Origin of the sequence: Bradyrhizobium commune (genome assembly GCF_015624505.1) — a bacterium.
GTDB classification, from domain to species: Bacteria; Pseudomonadota; Alphaproteobacteria; order Rhizobiales; family Xanthobacteraceae; genus Bradyrhizobium; species Bradyrhizobium commune.
In genome coordinates this window covers 1,881,889-1,903,091 of record NZ_CP061379.1, presented here as the reverse complement: position 1 = coordinate 1,903,091, position 21,203 = coordinate 1,881,889, and the positions used below count along the sequence as shown (strand labels likewise).

At 66.1% G+C, this 21,203-nt stretch carries 17 protein-coding genes; 1 reads left to right on the top strand and 16 read right to left on the bottom strand.

Going from position 1 to position 21,203, the window contains the following annotated elements:
- Positions 1-44 precede the first annotated feature (44 nt).
- The 16 genes from ftsZ to rsmH form a co-directional block, all read right to left on the bottom strand.
- Entirely contained in the window at positions 45-1,826 is a 1,782-nt protein-coding gene (gene ftsZ, locus IC761_RS09010) for a cell division protein FtsZ (RefSeq protein ID WP_195802902.1), read from the bottom strand.
- Positions 1,827-1,913: 87 nt separating this feature from the next.
- The gene (gene ftsA, locus IC761_RS09005) at positions 1,914-3,236 is read right to left on the bottom strand and encodes a cell division protein FtsA (RefSeq protein ID WP_195802901.1); all 1,323 of its coding nucleotides are present in this window, start codon (positions 3,234-3,236) and stop codon (positions 1,914-1,916) included.
- Positions 3,233-4,273 (bottom strand): cell division protein FtsQ/DivIB, encoded by a 1,041-nt coding sequence (locus IC761_RS09000; protein ID WP_195802900.1) that lies wholly within the window; start codon positions 4,271-4,273, stop codon positions 3,233-3,235. The genes ftsA and IC761_RS09000 overlap by 4 nt, the downstream gene beginning before the upstream one ends.
- Positions 4,274-4,622: 349 nt before the next feature.
- Positions 4,623-5,609 carry a D-alanine--D-alanine ligase family protein gene (locus tag IC761_RS08995; RefSeq protein ID WP_195802899.1) on the bottom strand — a complete coding sequence of 329 codons (987 nt, stop codon included), beginning with the start codon at positions 5,607-5,609 and terminating at the stop codon, positions 4,623-4,625.
- A 22-nt stretch (positions 5,610-5,631) separates the two neighbouring features.
- Complete coding sequence (gene murB / locus IC761_RS08990) at positions 5,632-6,552, bottom strand: UDP-N-acetylmuramate dehydrogenase (RefSeq protein WP_195802898.1); 921 nt, start codon at positions 6,550-6,552, stop codon at positions 5,632-5,634.
- A gap of 187 nt (positions 6,553-6,739) precedes the next feature.
- The gene (gene murC, locus IC761_RS08985) at positions 6,740-8,143 is read right to left on the bottom strand and encodes a UDP-N-acetylmuramate--L-alanine ligase (protein WP_195802897.1); all 1,404 of its coding nucleotides are present in this window, start codon (positions 8,141-8,143) and stop codon (positions 6,740-6,742) included.
- A gap of 124 nt (positions 8,144-8,267) precedes the next feature.
- Positions 8,268-9,368 carry an undecaprenyldiphospho-muramoylpentapeptide beta-N-acetylglucosaminyltransferase gene (gene murG / locus IC761_RS08980; RefSeq protein ID WP_195802896.1) on the bottom strand — a complete coding sequence of 367 codons (1,101 nt, stop codon included), beginning with the start codon at positions 9,366-9,368 and terminating at the stop codon, positions 8,268-8,270.
- Between the two features lie 177 nt (positions 9,369-9,545).
- Positions 9,546-10,697, bottom strand: coding sequence for a putative lipid II flippase FtsW (gene ftsW, locus IC761_RS08975; protein WP_195802895.1), 1,152 nt, complete (start codon positions 10,695-10,697; stop codon positions 9,546-9,548).
- Positions 10,698-10,796: 99 nt separating this feature from the next.
- Complete coding sequence (locus IC761_RS08970) at positions 10,797-11,201, bottom strand: hypothetical protein (RefSeq protein WP_195802894.1); 405 nt, start codon at positions 11,199-11,201, stop codon at positions 10,797-10,799.
- A 2-nt stretch (positions 11,202-11,203) separates the two neighbouring features.
- Positions 11,204-12,604: a UDP-N-acetylmuramoyl-L-alanine--D-glutamate ligase gene (murD, locus tag IC761_RS08965; RefSeq protein ID WP_195802893.1), complete on the bottom strand. Its 1,401-nt coding sequence runs from the start codon at positions 12,602-12,604 to the stop codon at positions 11,204-11,206.
- A 7-nt stretch (positions 12,605-12,611) separates the two neighbouring features.
- Positions 12,612-13,715 (bottom strand): phospho-N-acetylmuramoyl-pentapeptide-transferase, encoded by a 1,104-nt coding sequence (gene mraY / locus IC761_RS08960; protein ID WP_195802892.1) that lies wholly within the window; start codon positions 13,713-13,715, stop codon positions 12,612-12,614.
- Between the two features lie 71 nt (positions 13,716-13,786).
- Positions 13,787-15,166, bottom strand: a complete 1,380-nt coding sequence (locus IC761_RS08955) for a UDP-N-acetylmuramoyl-tripeptide--D-alanyl-D-alanine ligase (protein ID WP_195802891.1) — start codon at positions 15,164-15,166, stop codon at positions 13,787-13,789.
- Positions 15,163-16,635, bottom strand: coding sequence for a UDP-N-acetylmuramoyl-L-alanyl-D-glutamate--2,6-diaminopimelate ligase (locus IC761_RS08950; RefSeq protein ID WP_195804597.1), 1,473 nt, complete (start codon positions 16,633-16,635; stop codon positions 15,163-15,165). Before IC761_RS08950 ends, IC761_RS08955 begins: the two co-directional genes overlap by 4 nt.
- 85 nt (positions 16,636-16,720) lie before the next feature.
- On the bottom strand, positions 16,721-18,463 hold the full coding sequence (locus tag IC761_RS08945; protein WP_195802890.1) for a peptidoglycan D,D-transpeptidase FtsI family protein: 1,743 nt from the start codon (positions 18,461-18,463) through the stop codon (positions 16,721-16,723).
- A complete protein-coding gene (ftsL, locus tag IC761_RS08940; protein WP_195802889.1) occupies positions 18,460-18,852 on the bottom strand; it encodes a cell division protein FtsL in 393 nt (130 codons plus the stop codon). Before ftsL ends, IC761_RS08945 begins: the two co-directional genes overlap by 4 nt.
- Positions 18,853-18,855: 3 nt before the next feature.
- Positions 18,856-19,845: a 16S rRNA (cytosine(1402)-N(4))-methyltransferase RsmH gene (gene rsmH / locus IC761_RS08935; RefSeq protein WP_195802888.1), complete on the bottom strand. Its 990-nt coding sequence runs from the start codon at positions 19,843-19,845 to the stop codon at positions 18,856-18,858.
- A 527-nt stretch (positions 19,846-20,372) separates the two neighbouring features.
- On the opposite strand from rsmH, the gene IC761_RS08930 reads away from it, so the two are divergent.
- Positions 20,373-21,155 carry an N-acetylmuramoyl-L-alanine amidase gene (locus tag IC761_RS08930; protein ID WP_195802887.1) on the top strand — a complete coding sequence of 261 codons (783 nt, stop codon included), beginning with the start codon at positions 20,373-20,375 and terminating at the stop codon, positions 21,153-21,155.
- Positions 21,156-21,203 lie beyond the last annotated feature (48 nt).

Below are 21,203 nucleotides of genomic sequence, written 5' to 3'. Positions count from 1 at the left end.
CATCCCGCCGGGGCCTTTTTGCGTCCGCCTTATTGTAACAATCCTTAGGTCGCCTGCCGCCGCAGGAAGGCCGGGATATCAAGATGGTCGTCGCCCTGTGGCGCCGGCGCAACAGGTGCCGGGCGACCATGAGCGTCGAGACCCTGCGGCGCCGGGCGGCGGGCATATTCCGACACCGGCTCGCTGGCCGCGATTTGCTGCGCCACGGTGCGCTGCGGCTTGCGATCGGGCAGCGGCGGCATCGCGGGACCAGCGGTCCGGGCGGCGATCGGCGCCTCGGTCTCCTCGTCACGACGGCCGAGGCCGACATTGGCGAGACGCTGGAGCAGCGACAGCCGGGTCTTCTGCGGGGTCTCGTCCTCGACCTCGCCGCGGGCCTGGCGAAGCTCGGCCTGGGCCGGCATCGGCAGTTCGTCGAGGCGCGGCATCCGCGGCGCGCGGGCCGGCGCACGCTCGGCCTGTGGCGGGATGAAGGTTTCCGGCGTCATCGGCTCATGCATGGCCAGCGGCGCCTGCTCGGGCTCCGGGAACAGCGTGGGCTTCTGGGCAATCGGCCGCACCGTGACGTCGCCATAGGTCTGCGGCGCGGGCGCCTGCGGAACGTCCGCAACCGCAGCGGCGATGGCGGCGAGCGCCGCACGCTCGACATTCGGACGCGGCGCAGCGGGTGCAACCGGCGCTGCGGCCGGAATCTGCGCTTCCAGCTTCTGGGCGCGTTCGGCCATGCGCTGGTTGTCGGCGCGCAGCCGCGCGGTCAGGTCGGCGAGACGGCTCTCGGCCACAGCAGCAGGCGCCGGAGCCTGCTGCGGCGCTGCGTTCGCAACCGGCGCGCTGGTCGCCTGGCTGTTGCGGGCGATCGCGGCCTGCTCGATGCCGGTGGCAACCACCGAGACGCGGATCAGGCCGTCGAGGGCTTCGTCGAAGGTGGCGCCGACGATGATGTTGGCGTCCTGGTCGACTTCCTCGCGGATGCGGGTCGCGGCTTCATCCACCTCGAACAGGGTCAGGTCCTTGCCGCCGGTGATGGAGATCAGGAGGCCCTTGGCGCCCTTCATCGAGCTGTCGTCGATCAGCGGGTTGGCGATCGCGGCCTCGGCGGCGGTCAGCGCGCGCTTGTCGCCGGAGGCCTCGCCCGTGCCCATCATCGCCTTGCCCATCTCGCGCATGACGGCGCGGACGTCGGCGAAGTCGAGGTTGATCAGGCCTTCCTTGACCATCAGGTCGGTGATGCAGGCGACGCCCGAGTAGAGCACCTGGTCGGCCATCGCGAACGCGTCGGCGAAGGTGGTCTTCTCGTTGGCCACCCGGAACAGGTTCTGGTTCGGGATGATCAGGAGCGTGTCGACGACCTTGTGCAGCTCGTTGATGCCGGCTTCCGCGGTGCGCATGCGGCGGCCGCCCTCGAAGTGGAAGGGCTTGGTCACGACGCCGACGGTGAGAATGCCCATGTCGCGCGCGGTCTTGGCGATGACGGGCGCTGCACCCGTACCGGTGCCGCCGCCCATGCCGGCGGTGACGAACACCATGTTGGCGCCCGAGAGATGGTCGCGCAGCTCGTCGATCACCTCCTCCGCGGCGGCGGCGCCGACGTTCGGCTGCGAGCCAGCGCCCAGGCCTTGCGTGACCGCGGTGCCCATCTGCACGATGCGTTGCGCCTTCGACATCGTCAGCGCCTGCGCATCGGTGTTGGCGACCACGAAGTCGACGCCCTGGAGGCCCGCCGTGATCATGTTGTTGACGGCGTTGCCACCGGCGCCGCCGACGCCGAACACGGTGATCCGGGGCTTCAGTTCGTGAATATCAGGAACATTGATGCTGATGGTCATGTTTGCCTCTCGATCACGCGCGCGTGGATTCGCCCCGGCCGGCGGCCGCGGGAGTTGGTGAAAATCTGGAATTGCGGAAAGGAGTCATCAAAAACCCTCGCGTAGCCATCGTCCGACCTTTCCGAAATAACCGCCGGTCCCTGTCTTGACCTGCTGCCGCGTATGCCGCGGTTCGACATGTTCCTGGTGAACATATTGAGGGTAAACGAGGAGGCCGGCCGGCACCGCGAACGCGGCGTTCTTCGCCTCGTTGGGCAGCCGGCCGAAACCGAGCGGACGTCCGACCCGCACGGGCCGGCCGAGAATCTGCGATCCGAGCTCGACGAGGCCGGTGAGCTGCGAGGCGCCGCCCGAGAGCACGACGCGGCCCTTGGGCTCTGCCGCGAAGGGCGAATCCTTCAGCTTGTCCCGAACCATTTCGAAGACTTCCTCGGCACGGTGCTTGACGATGTTGGCGATGGTGGCGCGCGAAACGATCTGCGGCAGATCCTGCTCGTCACCGGCCGTCGGTACAGACATCAGCTCACGCGAGTCCGATCCGCCGGTGAGGACCGTGCCGTATAACGTCTTGATTCGCTCGGCATCGGCAATGGTCGCGGAGAGTCCGCGCGCGAGATCCATGGTGATGTGTTGCCCGCCGACCGCAAAACCGGCCGCGTGCACGAAGCGGCCGCCCGAGTAGACGGCGATAGTGGTGGTGCCCGCGCCCATCTCGACCACGGCCGCGCCAAGGTCGGCCTCATCGTCGGTCAGGACCGACAGGCCGGCCACATAGGGGCTCGCCGCCATGGCTTCGACATTGAGATGGCAGCGTTCCACCGCCAGCATCAGGTTCCGCGCCACGGTGGCGTCGCAGGTGACGACGTTCATGTCGACGCCGAACTGGCGCGCGACCATGCCGCGGGGATCGCGGATACCCTTGGCGCCGTCGAGCGTGTAGCCGACCGGGAGCGCGTGCAGCACGGTGCGGCCCGCGCCGGTGGCGTGGCGCATGCCGGTGGAGGTGACGCGGCTGACGTCGGCAGGCGTCACCGCGCCGCCGCGGATATCGGCCGCGGCTTCGACCAGCTGGCCTGCGAGCCGGCCGCCGGAGACCGATAGCAGCACAGATTCGACCCGGACCTTGGCCATCTTCTCCGCGAGGCCTACGGCTTGGCGCACCGCCTGCTCGCATTCGGCGAGATCGACCACCGCGCCGGCCTTCATGCCGCGCGACTGGATCTGGCTGTAACCGATCAGCTCCACCGCGTGAGTGCGGTCGCGCAGGGCTTCGCTCGGTGCCGACGGCTTCAGCCGCGCGATCATGCAGGCAATCTTGCTGGTGCCGATGTCGAGGCAGGCGACGAGGCCGCCGCGCTTGTGCGGCATCTGGCGCGTCTTCGGCGTCTGGGTGCGATCGAGACCGGTCATGCAGCGTCCCCGGCCTTCTTTTTCTTCTTGTCCTTGAACAGGTCTTCGCGCGCCTTGGCGGCGTCGTCGGACAGCTGCACCACGAGGCGATCGGGCAGACGCATGTCGACGGCGACGATATCGCGCGAGAACAGCCGGTCTTCCTTGTCGAGCCTGGACAGCGCGGCCAGCGCATTGCCGACGTCCTGCTCGGGCAGGCGGATGTCGAGACCATCCTTCAGCCGCAGGTTCCAGCGCCGCTCGCCGACGAAGATCGCGGCCCTGGTCACCGCATTCACCTGCGGATAGCGCGCGAGCAGCGCGAGGAAATCGCGGGCCTGGGTCTCGGCGCCCTTGCCGACGACGAGCGGCAGCGTCAGGAACCGGCGCGAGACGTAGGGTTCGAGTACGGCGCCGTCGTCGGCGATCACCGAGAGCCGGCCGCCCTCCTGCCACAGCGCGAACGCCTGGCGCTCGGTAATGTCGATCAGGAGCCGGCCGGGATAGAGCTTCAGCACGGTCGCATCGGCAATCCAGGGATTGGCCTTGAGCTTGTCGCGGACGCTGTCGGCATCAAGGAACAGGAGCGAGGAGCGGCCGCTGACGCCACCGATCGCGAGGATCTCGTCCTGGCTGAGCTGCTTGCGGCCATTGATCACGACCGAGGTGATGCGAAAGCCGGCCGAATTGGCCAAGGCATTACGGGCGTCGCTGACGGCGGTGATGAAATCCTGGAGGTGCCCGCCCTTGACGATGCCGAGGCCGCAGCTTCCGACCAGGAGCAGCACGGTCATGCCGATCCCGACCCGGCGCGGCAGATAGCGTTCGACCAGCGCGACCACGCGCGGCGGCGGCTCGCGCTCGACGACGGCCTTGGCCTTGATCTTTTGCTTGGTGGCAGCGCGCTTCTCGTGAAGTCTTTCCGCGCGCTTGCGGTCGAGCTTTTCTTGCACCCACTCGCGCAGAAGCACGACCGCTCCAATAGCGGCCGCCTTCAGGTCAGCTTGGGGCCTCAGCGATCTCAGAAACGACCGGGTGAGGCTTCCTGCACCATCCATTGCACGAGCTCGTCAACAGTTTGCCCGCGACATCGCGCGGGTCCTGGCGAACATGACGTCTCGAACGTGCCGGGCCGGGTGATGGTCTTCGGCAGAAGAAACCGCTCCCCTTCAAAGCATTCGCTGGTAACGGAGACATCCGCCACAGCTCACGCGCCGGCAGCCAAAACGTCATATGCACCGCCAGCGTTAACCTTCGGACTTCCTGGTAAACAAAAGGTAAAGTTCGTTAACGGGCGACGCTTTTTGCCCAGCCATGTGAGGCAGTTATGCCACGATGTCCGGCATTTTACCGGTTTTGGCCACCAAACCGGCCCGTTTCGCCCGTCCAGCCGTTAACCAATCCTAACTATTTCCGCATCCGCTGCTGGGCCAGCTCGATCAGGCCGCTCAGGAAGTCGACGAACGCGATGCCTTCGGCCTTCAGCGCCTTGGGGTAGAGCGACGACTTGGTCAGCCCGGGCAGCGTGTTGGTCTCGAGATAGACCAGCCCCTTGTCCGAGACGATGAAGTCGGAACGGGAATAGCCAGTGCAGGACATCGCGCGGTGGGCCAGCATCGCCTGCGCCTTGAGCGCGGCGGTGATCTCCGGCGCGAAGCGGCCCGGGCAGATCTCCTGGGTCGACTTCAAAAGATACTTTGCGGCGTAGTCGAAATTGCCCTCGCCCGGAATGATCTCGATCGGCGGCAGCGAGATGATGGAGCCGTCGGGCCGCTCCAGCACGCCGCAGGTCGCCTCGGTGCCGGCGATATAGGGCTCGATCACATATTCTTCCTGCTTGGCCGCGTTGCGGACGGCGATGAGATCCTGCTTGGCGTTGACGAAGATCAGGCCATAGCTCGAGCCATCGCGCGCGGGCTTGGCGATCAGCTTTCCATATTCGGCAAAGGCCTCGTCGATATTTTCGAGCGCGATACCCTCCGGCGGCGTCACGCCGCCGAGCGCAGCAAACCGCTTGGCCGCGATCTTGTTGAAAGCGAGATGCGAGGAGGCTGAGCCCGACCCGGTGAAGGCCACGCCGCGCGCCTCGCACATCAGCTGCAACTCGCCGTTCTCCGCGCGCCCGCCATGCAGGCTGAGCACCAGTACGCGGTCTTCCGCCTTGGCCTGGTCGAGCGCCTGCGCGAGCGGAATGCCGCGCGTGCCGGGATTGAACTCGTCCTCGAACGGACGGGCGTGTTCGAGCAGTTGCTTGGACTGCACGACGTGCACCTTGTCCTCGACGTCCCACCACCAGAGGTCGGCCTCGGGCAGCGCCAGATGCAGCGCCTGGGCCGAGGCGACCGAAACCAGACGTTCGCGGTTGGAGCCGCCGAAGAGGATGGTGATGCGCATGTGCTGTCGTCGCCTGTCTGCGTTAGTCCGGAATTCCGATCCGCTTGATTTCCCAGTGTAGCTCAATTCCGGAATTTGCCTTCACCCGTTCGCGCACGGTCTCGCCCAGCGTCTCGATGTCGTGCGCGGTGGCATCGCCCGTGTTGATCAGGAAATTGCAGTGCATCTCGGAGACCTGCGCGCCGCCGACACGCAGGCCACGGCAGCCGGCAGCATCGACCAGCTTCCAGGCGGAATGGCCGGGCGGATTCTTGAAGGTCGAGCCGCCGGTCTTTTCGCGGATCGGCTGCGCGGTCTCGCGATGGCTTTGCACTTCGGCCATGCGCGCGCGGATCGCTTCGGAATCCCTGATCTCGCCGCGAAACCGCGCGGAGGTGAAGATGATGGCGGGATCGACCCCGCTATTGCGGTAGACGAACTTCATGTCGGCGTTGGAGAAGGCGTGCTTCGTGCCGTCGCGCCCGACGCCGGTGGCCTCGACCAGCACGTCCTTGGTCTCGCCGCCATTGGCGCCGGCATTCATCCGCAGCGCGCCGCCGATCGTGCCGGGGATGCCGAAGTAGAATTCGAGCCCGCCAATATTGGCGGAGGCCGCAACCTCCGCGACACGCTTGTCGAGCGCGGCCGCCCCGGCGGTGACGACGTCACCATTCGCAGTCGCATCGCCAAAGGCGCGCGGCGCCAGCCGGATCACCACGCCCGCAATGCCGCCGTCGCGCACGATCAGATTGGAGCCGACACCGACGACATAGACCGGAATGTCGGAAGCGAGATGCGCGAGGAAGTAGGCGAGATCGTCCTCATCCGCCGGCGTGAACAGCACCTGCGCCGGACCGCCGACGCGAAACCAGGTCAGCTCGGCGAGCGACTGGTTGGCGAGCAACCGGCCGCGGAGATCCGGCATCGCGGCTTTGAGGTCGGGGGTGATGTCGGGGAAGCTCATGCCGCTTCCTCAGGTGAGGAAGGCACACAATTCCCGTTCCCTCCCCCCTTGTGGGGGAGGGTCAGGGAGGGGGGTAGCCACGAACTCAGACCTCGCCCGCGGCCACCCCTCTCCCCCGCCCTCCCCCACAAGGGGGGAGGGAGCGCAGTTTGCTCTGCGGCGGCTTGTGAGACCCTCATCAGAGTACTCACCCCAGCGCCTTCAATTCGCCGGGCAGCGCGTAGGCCCATTGCGTGATGTTGCCGGCGCCGAGGCAGACGACGAGATCGCCGGACTTCGCGAGACCCTTGACGATGCCGGCAAGCTCCGACGACGCCGGCAGCGGGATCACCTCGCGATGACCGTGCGCGCGTAGGCCCGAGACGAAATGCTCGCGGTCGATGCCCTCGATCGGCGTTTCGCCCGCGGCGTAGACGTCGGCGACGACAACCGCGTCGGCATCGTTGAAGCAGGTGCAAAATTCCTCGAACAGCGATTGCAGGCGGGTGTAGCGATGCGGCTGCACCACGGCGACAATCCTGCCGTTGGTGGATTCCCGCGCCGCCTTCAGCACCGCCGCGATCTCGACGGGGTGATGGCCGTAATCGTCGATCACGGTGACGCCGTTCCATTCGCCGGTTTTGGTGAAGCGGCGCTTGACGCCGCCGAAGCCGGCGATTGCCTTGCGGATCGCATCGTCCGTAACGCCGAGCTCGCGCGCCACCGCAATCGCAGCCGTCGCGTTGGACGCGTTGTGGCGTCCCGGCATCGGCAGCATCAGATCGGCAATCTCGTGCACGGCGCCGGTCTTGCGATCGTGGAACGCGACCTTGAACTTCGAACCGCCGCCCATCGGCGTCAGATCAAGGAGCCGCACATCGGCTTGCGGATTCTGGCCGTAAGTGATGATGCGGCGATCCTCGATCTTGCCGACGAGCGTCTGCACGACGGGGTGGTCGATGCACATCACGGCAAAACCGTAGAACGGCAGGTTCTCGACGAAATGGCGGAAGGCGTCCTGCACGGCGTCGAACGTCTTGAAGTGATCGAGATGCTCGGGGTCGACATTGGTGACGATCGCAACGTCGGTCGGCAGCTTCAAAAACGTACCGTCACTCTCGTCGGCTTCGACGACCATCCAGTCGCCGGCGCCGAGACGCGCGTTGGAGCCGTAGGCGTTGATGATGCCGCCGTTGATCACGGTGGGATCGAGACCGCCGGCATCGAGCAGCGTCGCCACCATGGTGGTGGTCGTGGTCTTGCCGTGGGTGCCGGCGATCGCGACGCAGCTCTTCAGCCGCATCAGCTCGGCCAGCATCTCGGCGCGACGCACCACGGGAATGCGCCGCTCGCGCGCCGCCATCAATTCCGGATTGTCGCGCTTGATCGCGGTGGAGACGACGACAACCTCGGCACCATCGACATTTTCCGCCTTGTGGCCGACCGAAACCTTCGCGCCCTTCTTGCGCAGGCGGTCGAGATTGTAATTGTCGGAGGCGTCCGAGCCCTGCACGGTATAGCCGAGATTGACCAGTACCTCGGCAATGCCGCTCATGCCGATCCCGCCGATCCCGACGAAGTGGATGGGTCCGATCTCGCGCGGCAGTCTCATGCTCTGTTCCCTGACCTCGCCGCCTTGCGCAGGCGGCATCTGGCGAAGGTCACGGCCAAATCAGCCGCGCGCCTTTCCTACTGGATGCCCCGCTTTGGAACGCGAAGACAAGGGCTTTTTCGCGTCAACGTCCCGCGACCTTGACCACCAGATCGGCCAGCCGCTCGGCGGCATCGAGCCGGCCTGCCCCCTTCGCCGCGGCAGCCATGGCGGTGAGGCGCGCCGGCTCGGCCGCAAAACCGGAGATCTCGGCGGCGAGGCGGTCGGAGGTGAACTCGGTCTGCGGGATGCGGATGGCGCCGTCGACCTTGGCCAGCACGCCGGCATTGGCGAACTGGTCCTGGTCGATCGAGCCCGGCAGCGGCACCAGGATCGAGGGCCGGCCGATCGCGGCAAGCTCGGCCACCGTGCCCGCGCCGGAGCGCGACACCACCAGATGATTCGCGGCGAGCCGCGCCGGCAAATCCGTGAAGAACGGCGCAAGCTCGGCATTGATCTTGAGCTTGTCGTAGACCGCGCGCACGCGCGCCATGTCCTCGTCACGGACCTGCTGGGTGAGGACCAGCCGGCTCCACAGCGCGGGCTCGAGCCGCTCGATCGCACCCGGCACGATGTCGGCCATGATGCGCGCGCCCTGGCTGCCGCCGACGACGAGCAGGCGCAGCGGGCCATTCACCTCCGGTGCGGCATAGGGCACGGCGGCGGCGGCAAGGATCGCCGGCCGCATCGGCGTGCCGACGGTCGTGGTCTTGCCTGATAGCGCCGGATCGCGGTCGAGCACGCCGGGCAAAGACGTCGCGATGGCGCGGACCCGGCTCGACAGGAAACGGTTGGCGCGGCCGAGCACGGCATTGGCGTCGTGGATGATACCGGGCACGCCGGCGAACTTTGCCGCGACCAGCGGCGGCAATGTCGGATAGCCGCCGAAGCCGACGACGGCGACCGGCTTCGATCGCTTGATCAGGCTGTAAGCGGACAGCGTGCCGGTGGCGAGCGTGAGGCCGGCATAAGCGAGCTGAAACGGATTGCGGCCGCGTGCTGTCTCGCTGGCGACGACGTCGATCATGTCCTTGCTGAACAGCCCACTATAGCGCAGCGCGCGCTCATCCGTAACGAGACGCACGCGAAAGCCGCGCCGGATCAGCTCGACGCCGAGCGCTTCGGCCGGAAACAGATGACCGCCGGTGCCGCCCGCAGCGAGAAGAATCAAGGGGGACGTGTCCATAACCGCCCTTTTACAAGGCCTTTGCCGTCATTGCGAGCCGGCTACACGATGCTCGTGCCCCCGGGCGCAACGCAGCGCGCCGCCTCTTCGCGGCGTGGTGCGCTGCTGAACCGGGCCTATGGTGGCGACAGTCTGGGTCCCGGCTCGGCGCTGCGCTTGTCCGGGACACGAGACCTGTCACGCGTAACTCCGCATCGCCTCGGCGTGGCCGCTGGCCTCGACCTCGGTGCGCGGGCGCAGCCGTGTCAGCGCGAGCATCATGCCGACGCCATAGGCGAGCGACACGATCGAGGAGCCGCCATAGGAGATGAACGGCAGCGTCATGCCTTTCGCCGGAATGAGCTGGAGGTTGACCGACATGTTGATCGCAGCCTGCACGCCGAACAGGATCGCCAGGCCGGAGGCCGCGAAGCGCGAGAACATGTCCTCGTTCGCATAGGCGCGCGACAGCGTGCGGAGGACGACGAAGGCAAACAGCGCCAGCATGGCGAGGCACAGGATAATGCCGAACTCTTCGGCGGCCACCGCGAACACGAAGTCGGTGTGGCTGTCCGGCAGGCTGCGTTTCGCGATGCCCTCGCCCGGCCCGAGCCCGAACCAGCCGCCATTGTAGAAGGCTTCCATCGCGGTATCGACCTGGAAGGTGTCGCCTGACGCCGGATTCATGAAGCGCTTGATGCGGCCCGCAACGTGCGGGACGAACAAGTAAGCGCTGAACAGGCCGGCTGCGGCGGCACCCGCAAGGCCGAACACCCAGATCATGCGCATGCCCGCGATGAAGAACAGCGAGCCCCACACCATCAGGATCAGCATGGTCTGGCCGAAATCCGGCTCCATCACCAGGAGCGAGACCAGCATCAACAGCAGCACCAGCGCCATCGAGGTCGCCGGCATCTCGGGCCGTTTTGTCGACTCCGCAAACAGCCATGCGGCGATGACGACGAAGGACGGTTTTGCGATTTCGGAGGCCTGGATGTTGACACCGAGCAGCGTGATCCAGCGTCGTGAGCCCTTGACCTCGGGGCCGATGGCCAGCGTCACCACGATCAGGATGATGCTGAGCGTGAAGATGATCAGCGCCGAACGGCGGATCGCGCGCGGCGACAGGAAGGAGACGCCGAGCAGCACCATGAAGGACGGCGCCAGGAACATCACGTGGCGGCTGAAGAAATGGAAGGGATCGAGCCCGATGCGGGTCGCCACCGGCGGGCTCGCCGCCAGCGACAGGATGACCCCGGTCAGCATCAGCACCAGGATCGCGCCGAACAGCGGCTTGTCGACGGTCCACCACCACTCGGAAAAGGGGGTGCGTTCTTCACGGGAGAGCATGGCGGCCGCTTTCGGACAGAGATCGTCCATTGGTCGCCGAGGTTGGTTACCGGGGGGTTAATGGAATGGATAACTTTGGCGATAGATCCAACCGCGGCCCTAGTCGTAGTTGATCGTGACATCCCCCGCGTGCTGATCGCGCTTGTAGATCTGGATTGATCCGGGAATGACGCCGATTCTGACTGCGTGCTCTCCTACCCAGGAGACGACAACATCCGAGTGCTCCCGAAGGCTCAAGAACGTCGGCGTATTGTCAGGCGAGAACGTCCGGCCGCGAGCCACGACGCTGGCTTGCGTGCTGTCGGGCACCGTCGCGCCGCACGACTTCCAGACCACGACGACCAACTGACTGCCGCTTGGGGAGGCGAACGCGCGCTGGCGAACGACGCGGCACGCGCCGAACCCGCTCATGACATTGTCGATGAGGACAACGAAGACAAAGCCCGCGGCGATCGGAACGGCAAGAGCGGCGACCACTAATCCGATCCAGCGTCGCCGCGACATCCTCACACCACCGGCTTCACGCCCGGCATCGCCTGCACCAGCTCGCGGAACTTGGCGCCGCGGATCTCGAAATTGCGGTACTGGTCGTAGGAGGCGCAGGCCGGCGACAGCAGCACGACGGCGTCGGTGAGGCCCGAGGCTTCCGCGTCGCGCGCGGCGTGCTCGACGGCGATGTCGAGCGTCTGGCTGATCTCGTGCGCCACCTGCGTGCCCAGCGTGCCGGAAAATTCCTGCGCGGCTTCGCCGATCAGATAGGCCCTGCGGATGCGCGGGAAGAAGGAGGTTAGGCTGGTGATGCCGCCGGCCTTCGGCTTGCCGCCGGCGATCCAGAAAATGTCGGCGAAGGACGACAGCGCATGCGCGGTGGCATCCGCGTTGGTGCCCTTGGAGTCGTTGACGAACAGCACCTGGCCGCGGCGGCCGACCTGCTCCATGCGATGCGCAAGGCCAGGAAAGCTGCGCAGACCGTTTTGAAGCACATCGAGGCCGATGCCCATCGCGAGCACGGCGGCGGCGGCGCAGGCCGCGTTCTGCGCATTGTGCTGGCCGCGCAGCGAGCCGATACCGCCGAGCTTTGCGACCTCGCTCTTCGCGCCACCAGACGCGCGCACGATGGTGCCGTGCTCGACTGAGAAGCCGGTCGCGAGCGGATTCTTCACCGAGACGCGCTCGACTTTCTTGCCGGCACGATCGAGCCGGTCGGCAATGTCGCGGCAAAAACCGTCATCGACGCCGACGATCGCGGTGCCGCCTGGCTGCACGCCTGCAACGAGACGCTCCTTCACCGCGGCGTAATGCGCGATAGTGCCGTGACGGTCGATATGGTCCTCGCTGACATTGAGCAAAATGCCGACGGAGGGATCGAGCGAGGGCGTGAGGTCGATCTGGTAGGACGACATCTCGATGACGTGGACGCGGCCCATGCGCGGCGGCTCCAGCGACAGGATCGCGGTGCCGATATTGCCGCCCATTTGGGTGTCGTATCCGGCGACTTTCGTCAGATGCGCGATCAGCGCCGTCGTGGTCGACTTGCCATTGGTACCGGTAATCGCGACGAACGGCGCGTTCGGCGCATGCCGCCGCCGCTCGCGGCAGAACAGCTCGATGTCGCCGATCACCTCGCAGCCCGCTTCCTGCGCTTTCAGCACGCTCCAATGCGGCACCGGATGCGTCAGCGGCACGCCGGGCGCAAGCACGAGCGCCGCGAAATTCGCCCAGGACACGTTGCGCAGATCCGCGGTGATGAAACCGGTCTGCGCGGCGTTGGCGACATTGTCGGCGTTGTCGTCGCCGGCGATAACTTCGGCGCCGCCCGCCTTGAGCGCGTGGCAGGAGGCGAGCCCCGAGCCGCCGAGGCCGAACACCGCGACTGTCTTGCCCGCGAAAGACGTGACCGGGATCATCGATCGATTACCGCAGCTTCAAGGTCGACAGGCCGGCGAGCGCCAGCATCACCGAGATGATCCAGAACCGGATCACGATCTGCGGCTCGGTCCAGCCGAGCTGCTCGAAATGGTGATGGATCGGCGCCATCCGGAAGATGCGTTTGCCCGTAAGCTTGAACGACACTACCTGCACGATGACGGAGACCGCTTCCAGCACGAACAGGCCGCCGATCACCGCGAGCACGATCTCGTGCTTCACCGCGACCGCGATCGCACCCAGCATGCCGCCGAGAGCGAGCGAGCCGGTGTCGCCCATGAAGATCGAAGCGGGTGGCGCATTGAACCAGAGAAAACCGAGGCCGGCGCCGAGCAGCGCGCCGCAGAGCACTGCGAGCTCGCCGGTGCCGGCGACATATTTGATCTGGAGATAGTCGGCGAACACCGCGTTGCCGGCGAGATAGGCGATCATCGCAAAGCTCGCGGTCGCGATCATCACGGGGACGATGGCGAGGCCGTCGAGACCATCCGTGAGGTTCACCGCATTGCCGGCGCCGACGATGACGAAGGCGCCGAACACAACGAAGAACCAGCCGAAATGCAGCACCGTGTCCTTCAGGAAGGGTATCGTCAACGCGGTCGACGCAGGATCGCGATTGAGCCGCACCAGCGCGTAGCAGGCAACCATCGCGATGATCGCCTCGATCAAGAGGCGCAGCTTGCCGCCGAACCCGCTCGTGGTCTGCTTGGTCACCTTGAGGTAATCGTCATAGAAGCCGACGAAGCCGAAGCCGAGCGTGACCGCCAGCACGATCCAGACATAGGGGTTGAGTGGATTGGCCCACAGCACCGTGCCGACGGTGAGGCCGGACAGGATCATCAACCCGCCCATGGTGGGCGTGCCCTTCTTGGCGAGATGCGACTGCGGACCATCGGTCCGGATCGGCTGGCCCTTGCCCTGGCGGATGCGCAGATGATCGATGATCCACGGCCCGAACAGGAACACGAACAACGCGCCGGTGACGATGGCACCGCCGGTGCGGAACGTGATGTAGCGGAAGACGTTCAGGACGGTGCGAATTGCACCGAAGCTCGGAAATGTGTTGGAGAGCTCGATCAGCCAGTAAAACATTCAGACGGTCCTATGACGCCTTTCGCACGCGGACTTTTCAGACGCAGATTTCGCCTCACGCGCCAAGCAGTTTACGCCTTTGCCTGCAAGGCGGCCACTAGGCCCGGCACAAACTTGTTGACCCAGAACATCTTCTTGCTGCCCTTGACAACCACGACATCGCCTGCCTTCAGCAGGCCCGCGACATCGCTCGGCTTCAGCGTGGCGGGGTCGTCGTGCCAGCCGAGTCCCTTGCCGGCGGGAAGCAGATCATAGAGGTGGCGCATCAGCGGCCCGACACAGTAGACGCCGTCGATACCGGCGAGATGTGCGGTCAGGCCGGTATGATAGCCACGCGCATCGTCGCCCAGCTCCAGCATGTCGCCGAGCACCGCGACGCGGCGGCCTCCGGTCATGCGACGCGCCTGGAGGCTTTGCAGCGCGGCCGCAACGCTCGCCGGATTGCCGTTAAAGCTGTCGTCGATCACGGTAACGCCGCCGACCAATTGCTCGACGCCGCGGCCGGTCATGATGCCGACGCGATCGAGCTTGATCGCAAGCGTCGCGGCATCGAGCTTGGCGGCATGGATCGACGCAAGCGCGGCGAGCGCATTGTGCACGCGATGCGGCGCGCCCGGCGTCAGGCTGAACGCGATCTCCTTCTTGCCAATCGCGGCCACGACCTGCCAGCTCTCGCCATGCGGCGCGTGCTTGACCTCGTGCACCTCGGCCTTCTCGCCGAAGCGCACCACCTTGCCCTTCCAGTCGGGTGCCTTGATCCCGGCCGGCAGCACCAGCACGCCATCCTCGGCCAGGCCGAGCGCAATCGACACTTTCTCGCGGCGGATGGCTTCGAGCGAGCCGAGCTTTTCGAGATGCACCGGCTGGACGTTGACGACGAGTGCGACGGTTGGCCGCGTCAACTCGCTGAGGCGCGCGATTTCGCCGGTCTGGTTCATGCCCATCTCGACGACCCAGAGACTGGCGTCGGGTTTGGCATTGCACAGCGTCAGCGGCACGCCCCAGAAATTGTTGAAGCTCGACGGGCTCGCATAGGCCTGCGGATAAGCCGCCAGAAATTCCTTGGTGCTGGTCTTGCCGGCGCTGCCGGTGAGGCCGATCACCGGGCCGTTGAAGCGCGCGCGTGCGGCACGAGCGAGGCCCCAGAGGCCATCGATCAGCGTGTCCTTCACGACGATCTGCGGGATGCGAATGCCGGCGATTTCGTGCGGCACGATCATCGCAACCGCGCCGGAAGCTTCCGCCTTGTCGGCGAACTCCCAGCCGTCGCGTGCGCTGGCGAAGGCCGAGATGAAACCGCCGCTCGGCGTGCCGCTGAGCGCGACGAACAGGCTCCCAGGCTTCACCTGCCGGCTGTCCTGGGTGACGAAGTCGATTGGCGTGTCCGGGAATGATCCGGTCACGCCCAGCGCACGCGCCACCTCGGCAACCGTCCACAATGGCGCGCTCATGCGACCCCCGTTCCGAGTGCGGCGGCAACCGCCTCGTGATCACTGAAGGGCAGCACCTCGCTGCCGACGATCTGCCCGGTCTCGTGGCCCTTGCCGGCGATCAGCAGCGCATCGCCGTCCTGAAGCTCCTCGATCGCGGCGCGGATCGCGGCCGCGCGGTCGCCGATCTCGCGGGCGCCCTTGGCGGCGGCGAGGATCGCGGCGCGAATGGCCTCGGGCTTCTCGCTGCGCGGATTGTCGTCGGTGATGATGACGCCGTCGGCATTGTCAGCCGCGATCTCGCCCATGATCGGACGCTTGCCGGCATCACGATCGCCGCCGGCGCCGAACACGACGATCAGCCTGCGCTTCGCGTAAGGCCGCAGCGCCTGCAACGCCTTCGCCAGTGCATCGGGCTTGTGGGCATAATCGACGAAGATCGGCGCGCCGTTGCGCTCACCGACACGCTCGAGCCGGCCCTTGGCGCCCTCGAGATGTTCCAGGCTCGCAAGCACATTGGCCGCATCGCTGCCGGTGCCGATGGCAAGCCCAGCCGACACCAGCGCGTTCTCGATCTGGAATTCACCGACCAACGGCAGCCGGACAGCATACGCCCTGTCGCGATGTACAAGCGAGAGCTCTTGCGAGAAGCCTGAGACCTCGGCATGGACGAGGCGGATGCCCTCGCCTTCTCCATCGCCGTTGCGTCCCACCGCCATCACGTGCAGACCACGTGCCCTCGCGGCATCGATCGCTTCCGCCGAGCAATCATGGTCGGCAGAGATCACCGCGGCACCACCGGGCGGAACGAGCTCGCGGAACAGCCTGAGTTTTGCCGCGAGGTAATGCGCGACGGTCGGATGATAATCCATGTGGTCGCGCGTCAGATTGGTGAAGCCGCCGGCGGAGACGCGCACGCCATCGAGGCGATATTGATCGAGGCCGTGCGACGAGGCCTCGAACGCCAGATGCGTCACGCCCTCGCGCGCGATCTCGTCGAGCTGGCGATGCAGCGCGATCGGATCCGGTGTCGTCAGCGAACCGTAGACCGTGCGTTTCGGCGAGACGAGGCCGATGGTGCCGATGCTGGCCGAGGCATGCCCTAGCCGCTCCCAGATCTGGCGCGTGAATGCCGCAACCGACGTCTTGCCGCTGGTGCCTGTCACCGCGGCGATCGTCGCAGGCTGGAGGGGGAAGAATTTTGCCGCGGCCAGCGCCAGCGCGCGGCGCGGATTGGCAACCGCGATGAACGTCGCCTTGCCATCCGCCGGTGCGTGATCGCCGACCACGGCCACCGCACCGGCCGCGATTGCGGCATCGACGAAGCGCACGCCGTCGGTCTTGCTGCCCGCGAGCGCGAAGAAGAGATCACCGGGCTTGACCACGCGGCTGTCGAGCGCAACGCCGCTCACCTCGAGCGCCGCGACAGCGGGCTCGATCGCGGCATCATTGCCCAAAACTTCCTGACCCAAGAGGTCGCGCAGCTTCATGGTCTTCCAGTCGACATGCCGTGCCGGAAAGCCGAATCGCCAGGGAAAATCCCGACTCAGTGGCGGCAACGGTCCACCCGGTTGATTACTGGGTTGTCCTGGATGCTGCAAGAATAAGGCGGTCCGCGGGCGGCAGGTCGAAGCGGGGCTCGATGCCGAGAAGCGGCCCGATACGGGCAATGACGTTGCCCGCGGTCGGAACGGCGTTCCAGCCCGAGGTGATGAAGCCGTAGGTCTCCTTCAGCGGCTGCGGCTCGTCGAGCATGATCAGGAGCTGATATTTCGGCTTGTCCGCCGGCAGGATTGCAGTGAACGCCGTCAGCACCCGCTTCTTGGCATAACGGCCGTTGACCACCTTTTCGGCGGTGCCGGTCTTGCCGCCGATGTAGTAACCGGGGACATTCGCCCTCTTGGCGGTGCCGATCTCTGCGTTCAGCCGCATCAGGAAGCGCATCTTGTCCGAGGTCTCGGGCTTGATCACGCGCTTTGCGATCGCCCGCGCCTCCTCCTCGGAGCGCTTAAGGAAGGTCGGGGGAATCAGAAGGCCGCCGTTCGCGAGCGCGCTGACGCCCATCACGGCCTGTAGCGGCGCGACCGCGATACCATGGCCGAACGCGATGGTGATGGTGTTCAGGTCGCTCCAGCGTCGCGGCAGGATCGGCGAGGCGCTCTCCGGCAGCTCGGTGCGCAGCCGCTCCATCTGGCCCATCTTGCGCAGGAACGCCTTGTGCGCCTCCACGCCCTGCGACAGCGCGATGCGCGCCGCGCCGACGTTGGAGGAGAAGGTGAATACCTCTTTCATGGAGAGGAAGCGCCCCTTCGGCTCGTCGTCATGAATCGCGAACTTGCCGTAGTGCAACGGTCCGCGCGCGTCCCATAGCGAGTCGAGACCGTACTTGCCGGTGTCGAGCGCCATCGCCAGCGTGAAGGCCTTGAAGGTCGAGCCCATCTCGTAGACGCCGGTGGTCAGGCGGTTGATGCGGTCGGGATCGTGGGCTTCCTTCGGATTGTTCGGATCGAAATCCGGCACCGACACCATCGCTACGATCTCGCCGGTGTTGACGTTGGTGACGAGGCCGGAGGCCGCCTTGGCGTGAAACTTCTCCTTGGCCTTGAGCAGCTCGTCGCGCAGCGCATGCTCGACGCGCAGATCGACCGACAGCTCGATCGGCTTTTGCAGGCGATCGGTGGCAAGGCCAGCGCGATGGAGATCGGCGAGCCCTTGATTGTCGAGCCACTTCTCCATGCCGGCGATGCCCTGGTTGTCGATGTTGACGAGACCGATGAGGTGGGCGACCTCGTTGCCGGTCGGGTAGACGCGCTTGTTCTCGCGCAGGAAGCCCACGCCGGGAATGCCGAGCTTGTGGATGTCCTGCTGCTGCTTGGCCGTGATCTCGCGCTTGAGCCAGACGAAGCCCTTCCGTCCCGACAGGCGCTCGCGCACCTCGGCCTCGTCGAGATCGGGCACGGTCGCGGTCAGAAGCTCGATCGCCTCGTCCTTGTCGATGATGCGGCGCGGTTCGCCGAACAGGCTCGACGCCTTGACGTCGGTCGCGAGAATCGCGCCGTTGCGGTCGACGATGTCGGGCCGCGCGGTCGCAACGACTTCTTGCGACGCGGCGCGCCGCGCGCCGTGGGCGTCGGCGCCGATCGCGAACATCACAAGACGGCCCCCGATCATGAGGTAGACCGCGGCGAAAGCGAGCATTGCGAGCCCAACGCGCGCGCGAGCCTTGGCGGCACGATCGACATTGCGCCCGTAGAGCAGGCTGCGGATCAGCCGCTGGCGCCAAGGTTCAGTCGGTTTGGCCGGGGTCACAGCACTCATTGCTTGTCCTCGGGCTTCGGCACAGAGCCCGTCACGCTGTCCGGATCGCTCGCGGCTTCGATGGTGTTGATCATGGACCCGATCGGATCGGGCTCGCCGGGCCTGAACATCCGCGGCGGACGCTCGGGCAGGTTCTTCAGGGAATCATATTGCGTCGCGCCGATCGGCTTGAGCGGCAGATGCCGCTCGGCCAGCCCTTGCAGGCGCAAGGGCGCATCGAGCTTGGCCCATTCGGAGCGCAGCACCGCGATCGCATCGCGCTGCTCGCGGATCTCGGCATGCAGCCGCAGCACCTTCTCGGTGCGGGCGGTGGAGTCCATCTTGATCCGGTAGACATAGGCCGCCGCAAAAATCAGCGCGCCGATGACGAGGAGGTGGATGACGCGCATGCGCTAGCCTCCCCTCATCACGTCGGAGAGCTTTGGCCAGGACGATGGCTCAGAATCGTCATGCGCGGGCGCTGAGGTGCGCTCGGCGGCGCGCAGCTTGGCGGAACGGGCGCGCGGGTTGTGCGCGACTTCCGCTTCGCCCGCGATCACCGGCCGCCGGGTCAGCAGCTGGAAGCTCGACGCGACTTGCGCCATTTCCGGCAGATGCCGCGAGCCACCGCCGGTCTTGGCGCGCTCGGAAAGGAAATTTTTGACGATACGGTCTTCCAGCGAGTGGAACGAGACCACCACGAGGCGCCCACCGGGCCTGAGCACGTGCTCGGCCGCAGCAAGCGCGGCCTGGAGCTCCTCGAGCTCTTCGTTGACGAAGATGCGCAGCGCCTGGAACGTCCGCGTCGCGGGGTGAATGTCGCCCGGCTTCGAGCGCACCACCCTGCCGATGAGATCGGCAAGCGAACGCGTTGTCGTGAACGGCGTCTCCTGCCGGTCCGCGACGATAGCGCGCGCGATGCGGCGCGACTGCCGCTCCTCGCCGAAGAGATAGATGATGTCGGCGAGATCGCTGTCGGAGGCGCGCGCGACGACATCGGCAGCCGTCGGCCCGGTCTGCCCCATCCGCATGTCGAGCGGGCCGTCGAGACGGAAGGAGAAGCCACGGCCGGCCTGGTCGAGCTGCATCGATGACACGCCAACGTCCATCACGACGCCGTCGACGGCATCGACACCTTGCGCGGCGCAGACCTCGGCGAGATTGGAGAAGCGATCCTCGACCAGCGTCAGCCGGCCCTCGGAGCGCTCGACGAGTTCAAAGCCGCCGGCAATCGCCGTGCGGTCGCGATCGATCGCGATGACGCGGGTTCCCGGCACATCGAGGATGGCCCGGCTGTAGCCGCCGGCGCCAAACGTGGCATCGACATAAACGCCACCGGCGCGCGGGACGAGATGATCGATCGCCTCGCGGCCAAGCACGGGAATGTGAGGCGCGGAGCTCATGCGCCACGCCTGCCGAACGCGCAGGTGACATCGGGGGCGAGAAAGCCCATCACGCCTCGAATTATTCCGCGTCGCGGCGGTTCCACGACAAAGCCCCAGTCCAACATGCTTGCCCAGCCCGGTCGTCCCAGGCGGCAAACCCGGTGTTCCCAGTGGAATATGTCGGGCAGCCATGGGATTTCGAGCCAAAAACGCTTTTGGCCGCCTCCGGACGCGGGTCGGCTCTTCACCTCTCAGTAACGGCCCTTAGCGTTAAGAAAGCGTTGATCGCTCGATTACAAGTCGAAAAGGTCGCTCGCCGGTGATGCTTCATCCACACATTGCGGGCAAAATGCACGCGTTAACCGCGCTGCGCGATTGCGCGCGGCGGACGGTAAAGGAATAGTAAAGATAAGGGCTTGAAAGATAAGAGCTTGGCCCACTCTCCTGCCCGACTTGAGCTGTCTATGTCGTCCGGTTCGTCCACGCCACCTGGAGCTGATTCGAAGCGTCAACGCGTTCTCCCGGTTCCCAAGGCCGCGGCGAGCATGAGGACGTTCGAGCCCGATTCCTCGATCGTCTCCGACATCATCCCCTCGCCCAATCATGGTGAGCGCAGCAAGGGACGGCAGCCGGACATGATCGTGCTGCACTACACCGGCATGCCCGATGTCGAGGGCGCGCTGGCGCGTCTGTGCACGGCGGGCACGGAAGTCTCGGCGCATTACGTCGTGCTGGAGGACGGCCGCATCGTGCAATGCGTGCAGGAAGCGCGGCGCGCCTGGCACGCCGGTGTCTCGGCCTGGGCCGGCGAGGACGACATCAACTCCTGCTCGATCGGCATCGAGATCGTCAATCGCGGCCACGATTGGGGCTATCCCGAGTTTCCGCTGCGCCAGATCGCCGCCGTGATCGCGCTGTGCCGCGGCATCATGCTGCGCCGAAAAGTATCGCCGCAGCGCGTGCTCGGCCATTCCGACGTGGCGCCCGCGCGCAAGAAGGATCCCGGCGAAAAATTCCCGTGGCATTCCCTGGCTAATTCCGGCGTCGGTCACTGGGTGACGCCGGCGCCGGTCGTGCGCGGCGAGGGCCTGATGCTGGGCACCATCAGCGACGAGGTGCTGAGCCTGCAACAGGCGCTCGCGCGATATGGTTATGGCGTGCCGCTGACCGGCAAATACGACGCATCGACGATGGAAGTCGTCACCGCCTTCCAGCGCCATTTTCGCCCGGCGCGACTGGATGGCGTTGCGGATCACTCGACGCTATCGACCTTGCAGGCGCTGCTGGCAAGCCTGCCCGCAGAGGGGACGGCGGTGGCGTCAAAGTGACGCTTCGGGCTATTGTCCGGCCATCGCGCGAGCGGGACGAACAAAACG

Excerpts from the sequence above, each read along its gene's own strand:
- ftsZ (WP_195802902.1), bottom strand. The coding sequence starts at position 1,826 with ATGACCATCAGCATCAATGTTCCTGATATTCACGAACTGAAGCCCCGG.
- ftsA (WP_195802901.1), bottom strand. The coding sequence starts at position 3,236 with ATGACCGGTCTCGATCGCACCCAGACGCCGAAGACGCGCCAGATGCCG.
- IC761_RS09000 (WP_195802900.1), bottom strand. The coding sequence starts at position 4,273 with ATGGATGGTGCAGGAAGCCTCACCCGGTCGTTTCTGAGATCGCTGAGG.
- IC761_RS08995 (WP_195802899.1), bottom strand. The coding sequence starts at position 5,609 with ATGCGCATCACCATCCTCTTCGGCGGCTCCAACCGCGAACGTCTGGTT.
- murB (WP_195802898.1), bottom strand. The coding sequence starts at position 6,552 with ATGAGCTTCCCCGACATCACCCCCGACCTCAAAGCCGCGATGCCGGAT.
- murC (WP_195802897.1), bottom strand. The coding sequence starts at position 8,143 with ATGAGACTGCCGCGCGAGATCGGACCCATCCACTTCGTCGGGATCGGC.
- murG (WP_195802896.1), bottom strand. The coding sequence starts at position 9,368 with ATGGACACGTCCCCCTTGATTCTTCTCGCTGCGGGCGGCACCGGCGGT.
- ftsW (WP_195802895.1), bottom strand. The coding sequence starts at position 10,697 with ATGCTCTCCCGTGAAGAACGCACCCCCTTTTCCGAGTGGTGGTGGACC.
- IC761_RS08970 (WP_195802894.1), bottom strand. The coding sequence starts at position 11,201 with ATGTCGCGGCGACGCTGGATCGGATTAGTGGTCGCCGCTCTTGCCGTT.
- murD (WP_195802893.1), bottom strand. The coding sequence starts at position 12,604 with ATGATCCCGGTCACGTCTTTCGCGGGCAAGACAGTCGCGGTGTTCGGC.
- mraY (WP_195802892.1), bottom strand. The coding sequence starts at position 13,715 with ATGTTTTACTGGCTGATCGAGCTCTCCAACACATTTCCGAGCTTCGGT.
- IC761_RS08955 (WP_195802891.1), bottom strand. The coding sequence starts at position 15,166 with ATGAGCGCGCCATTGTGGACGGTTGCCGAGGTGGCGCGTGCGCTGGGC.
- IC761_RS08950 (WP_195804597.1), bottom strand. The coding sequence starts at position 16,635 with ATGAAGCTGCGCGACCTCTTGGGTCAGGAAGTTTTGGGCAATGATGCC.
- IC761_RS08945 (WP_195802890.1), bottom strand. The coding sequence starts at position 18,463 with ATGAGTGCTGTGACCCCGGCCAAACCGACTGAACCTTGGCGCCAGCGG.
- ftsL (WP_195802889.1), bottom strand. The coding sequence starts at position 18,852 with ATGCGCGTCATCCACCTCCTCGTCATCGGCGCGCTGATTTTTGCGGCG.
- rsmH (WP_195802888.1), bottom strand. The coding sequence starts at position 19,845 with ATGAGCTCCGCGCCTCACATTCCCGTGCTTGGCCGCGAGGCGATCGAT.
- IC761_RS08930 (WP_195802887.1), top strand. The coding sequence starts at position 20,373 with ATGAGGACGTTCGAGCCCGATTCCTCGATCGTCTCCGACATCATCCCC.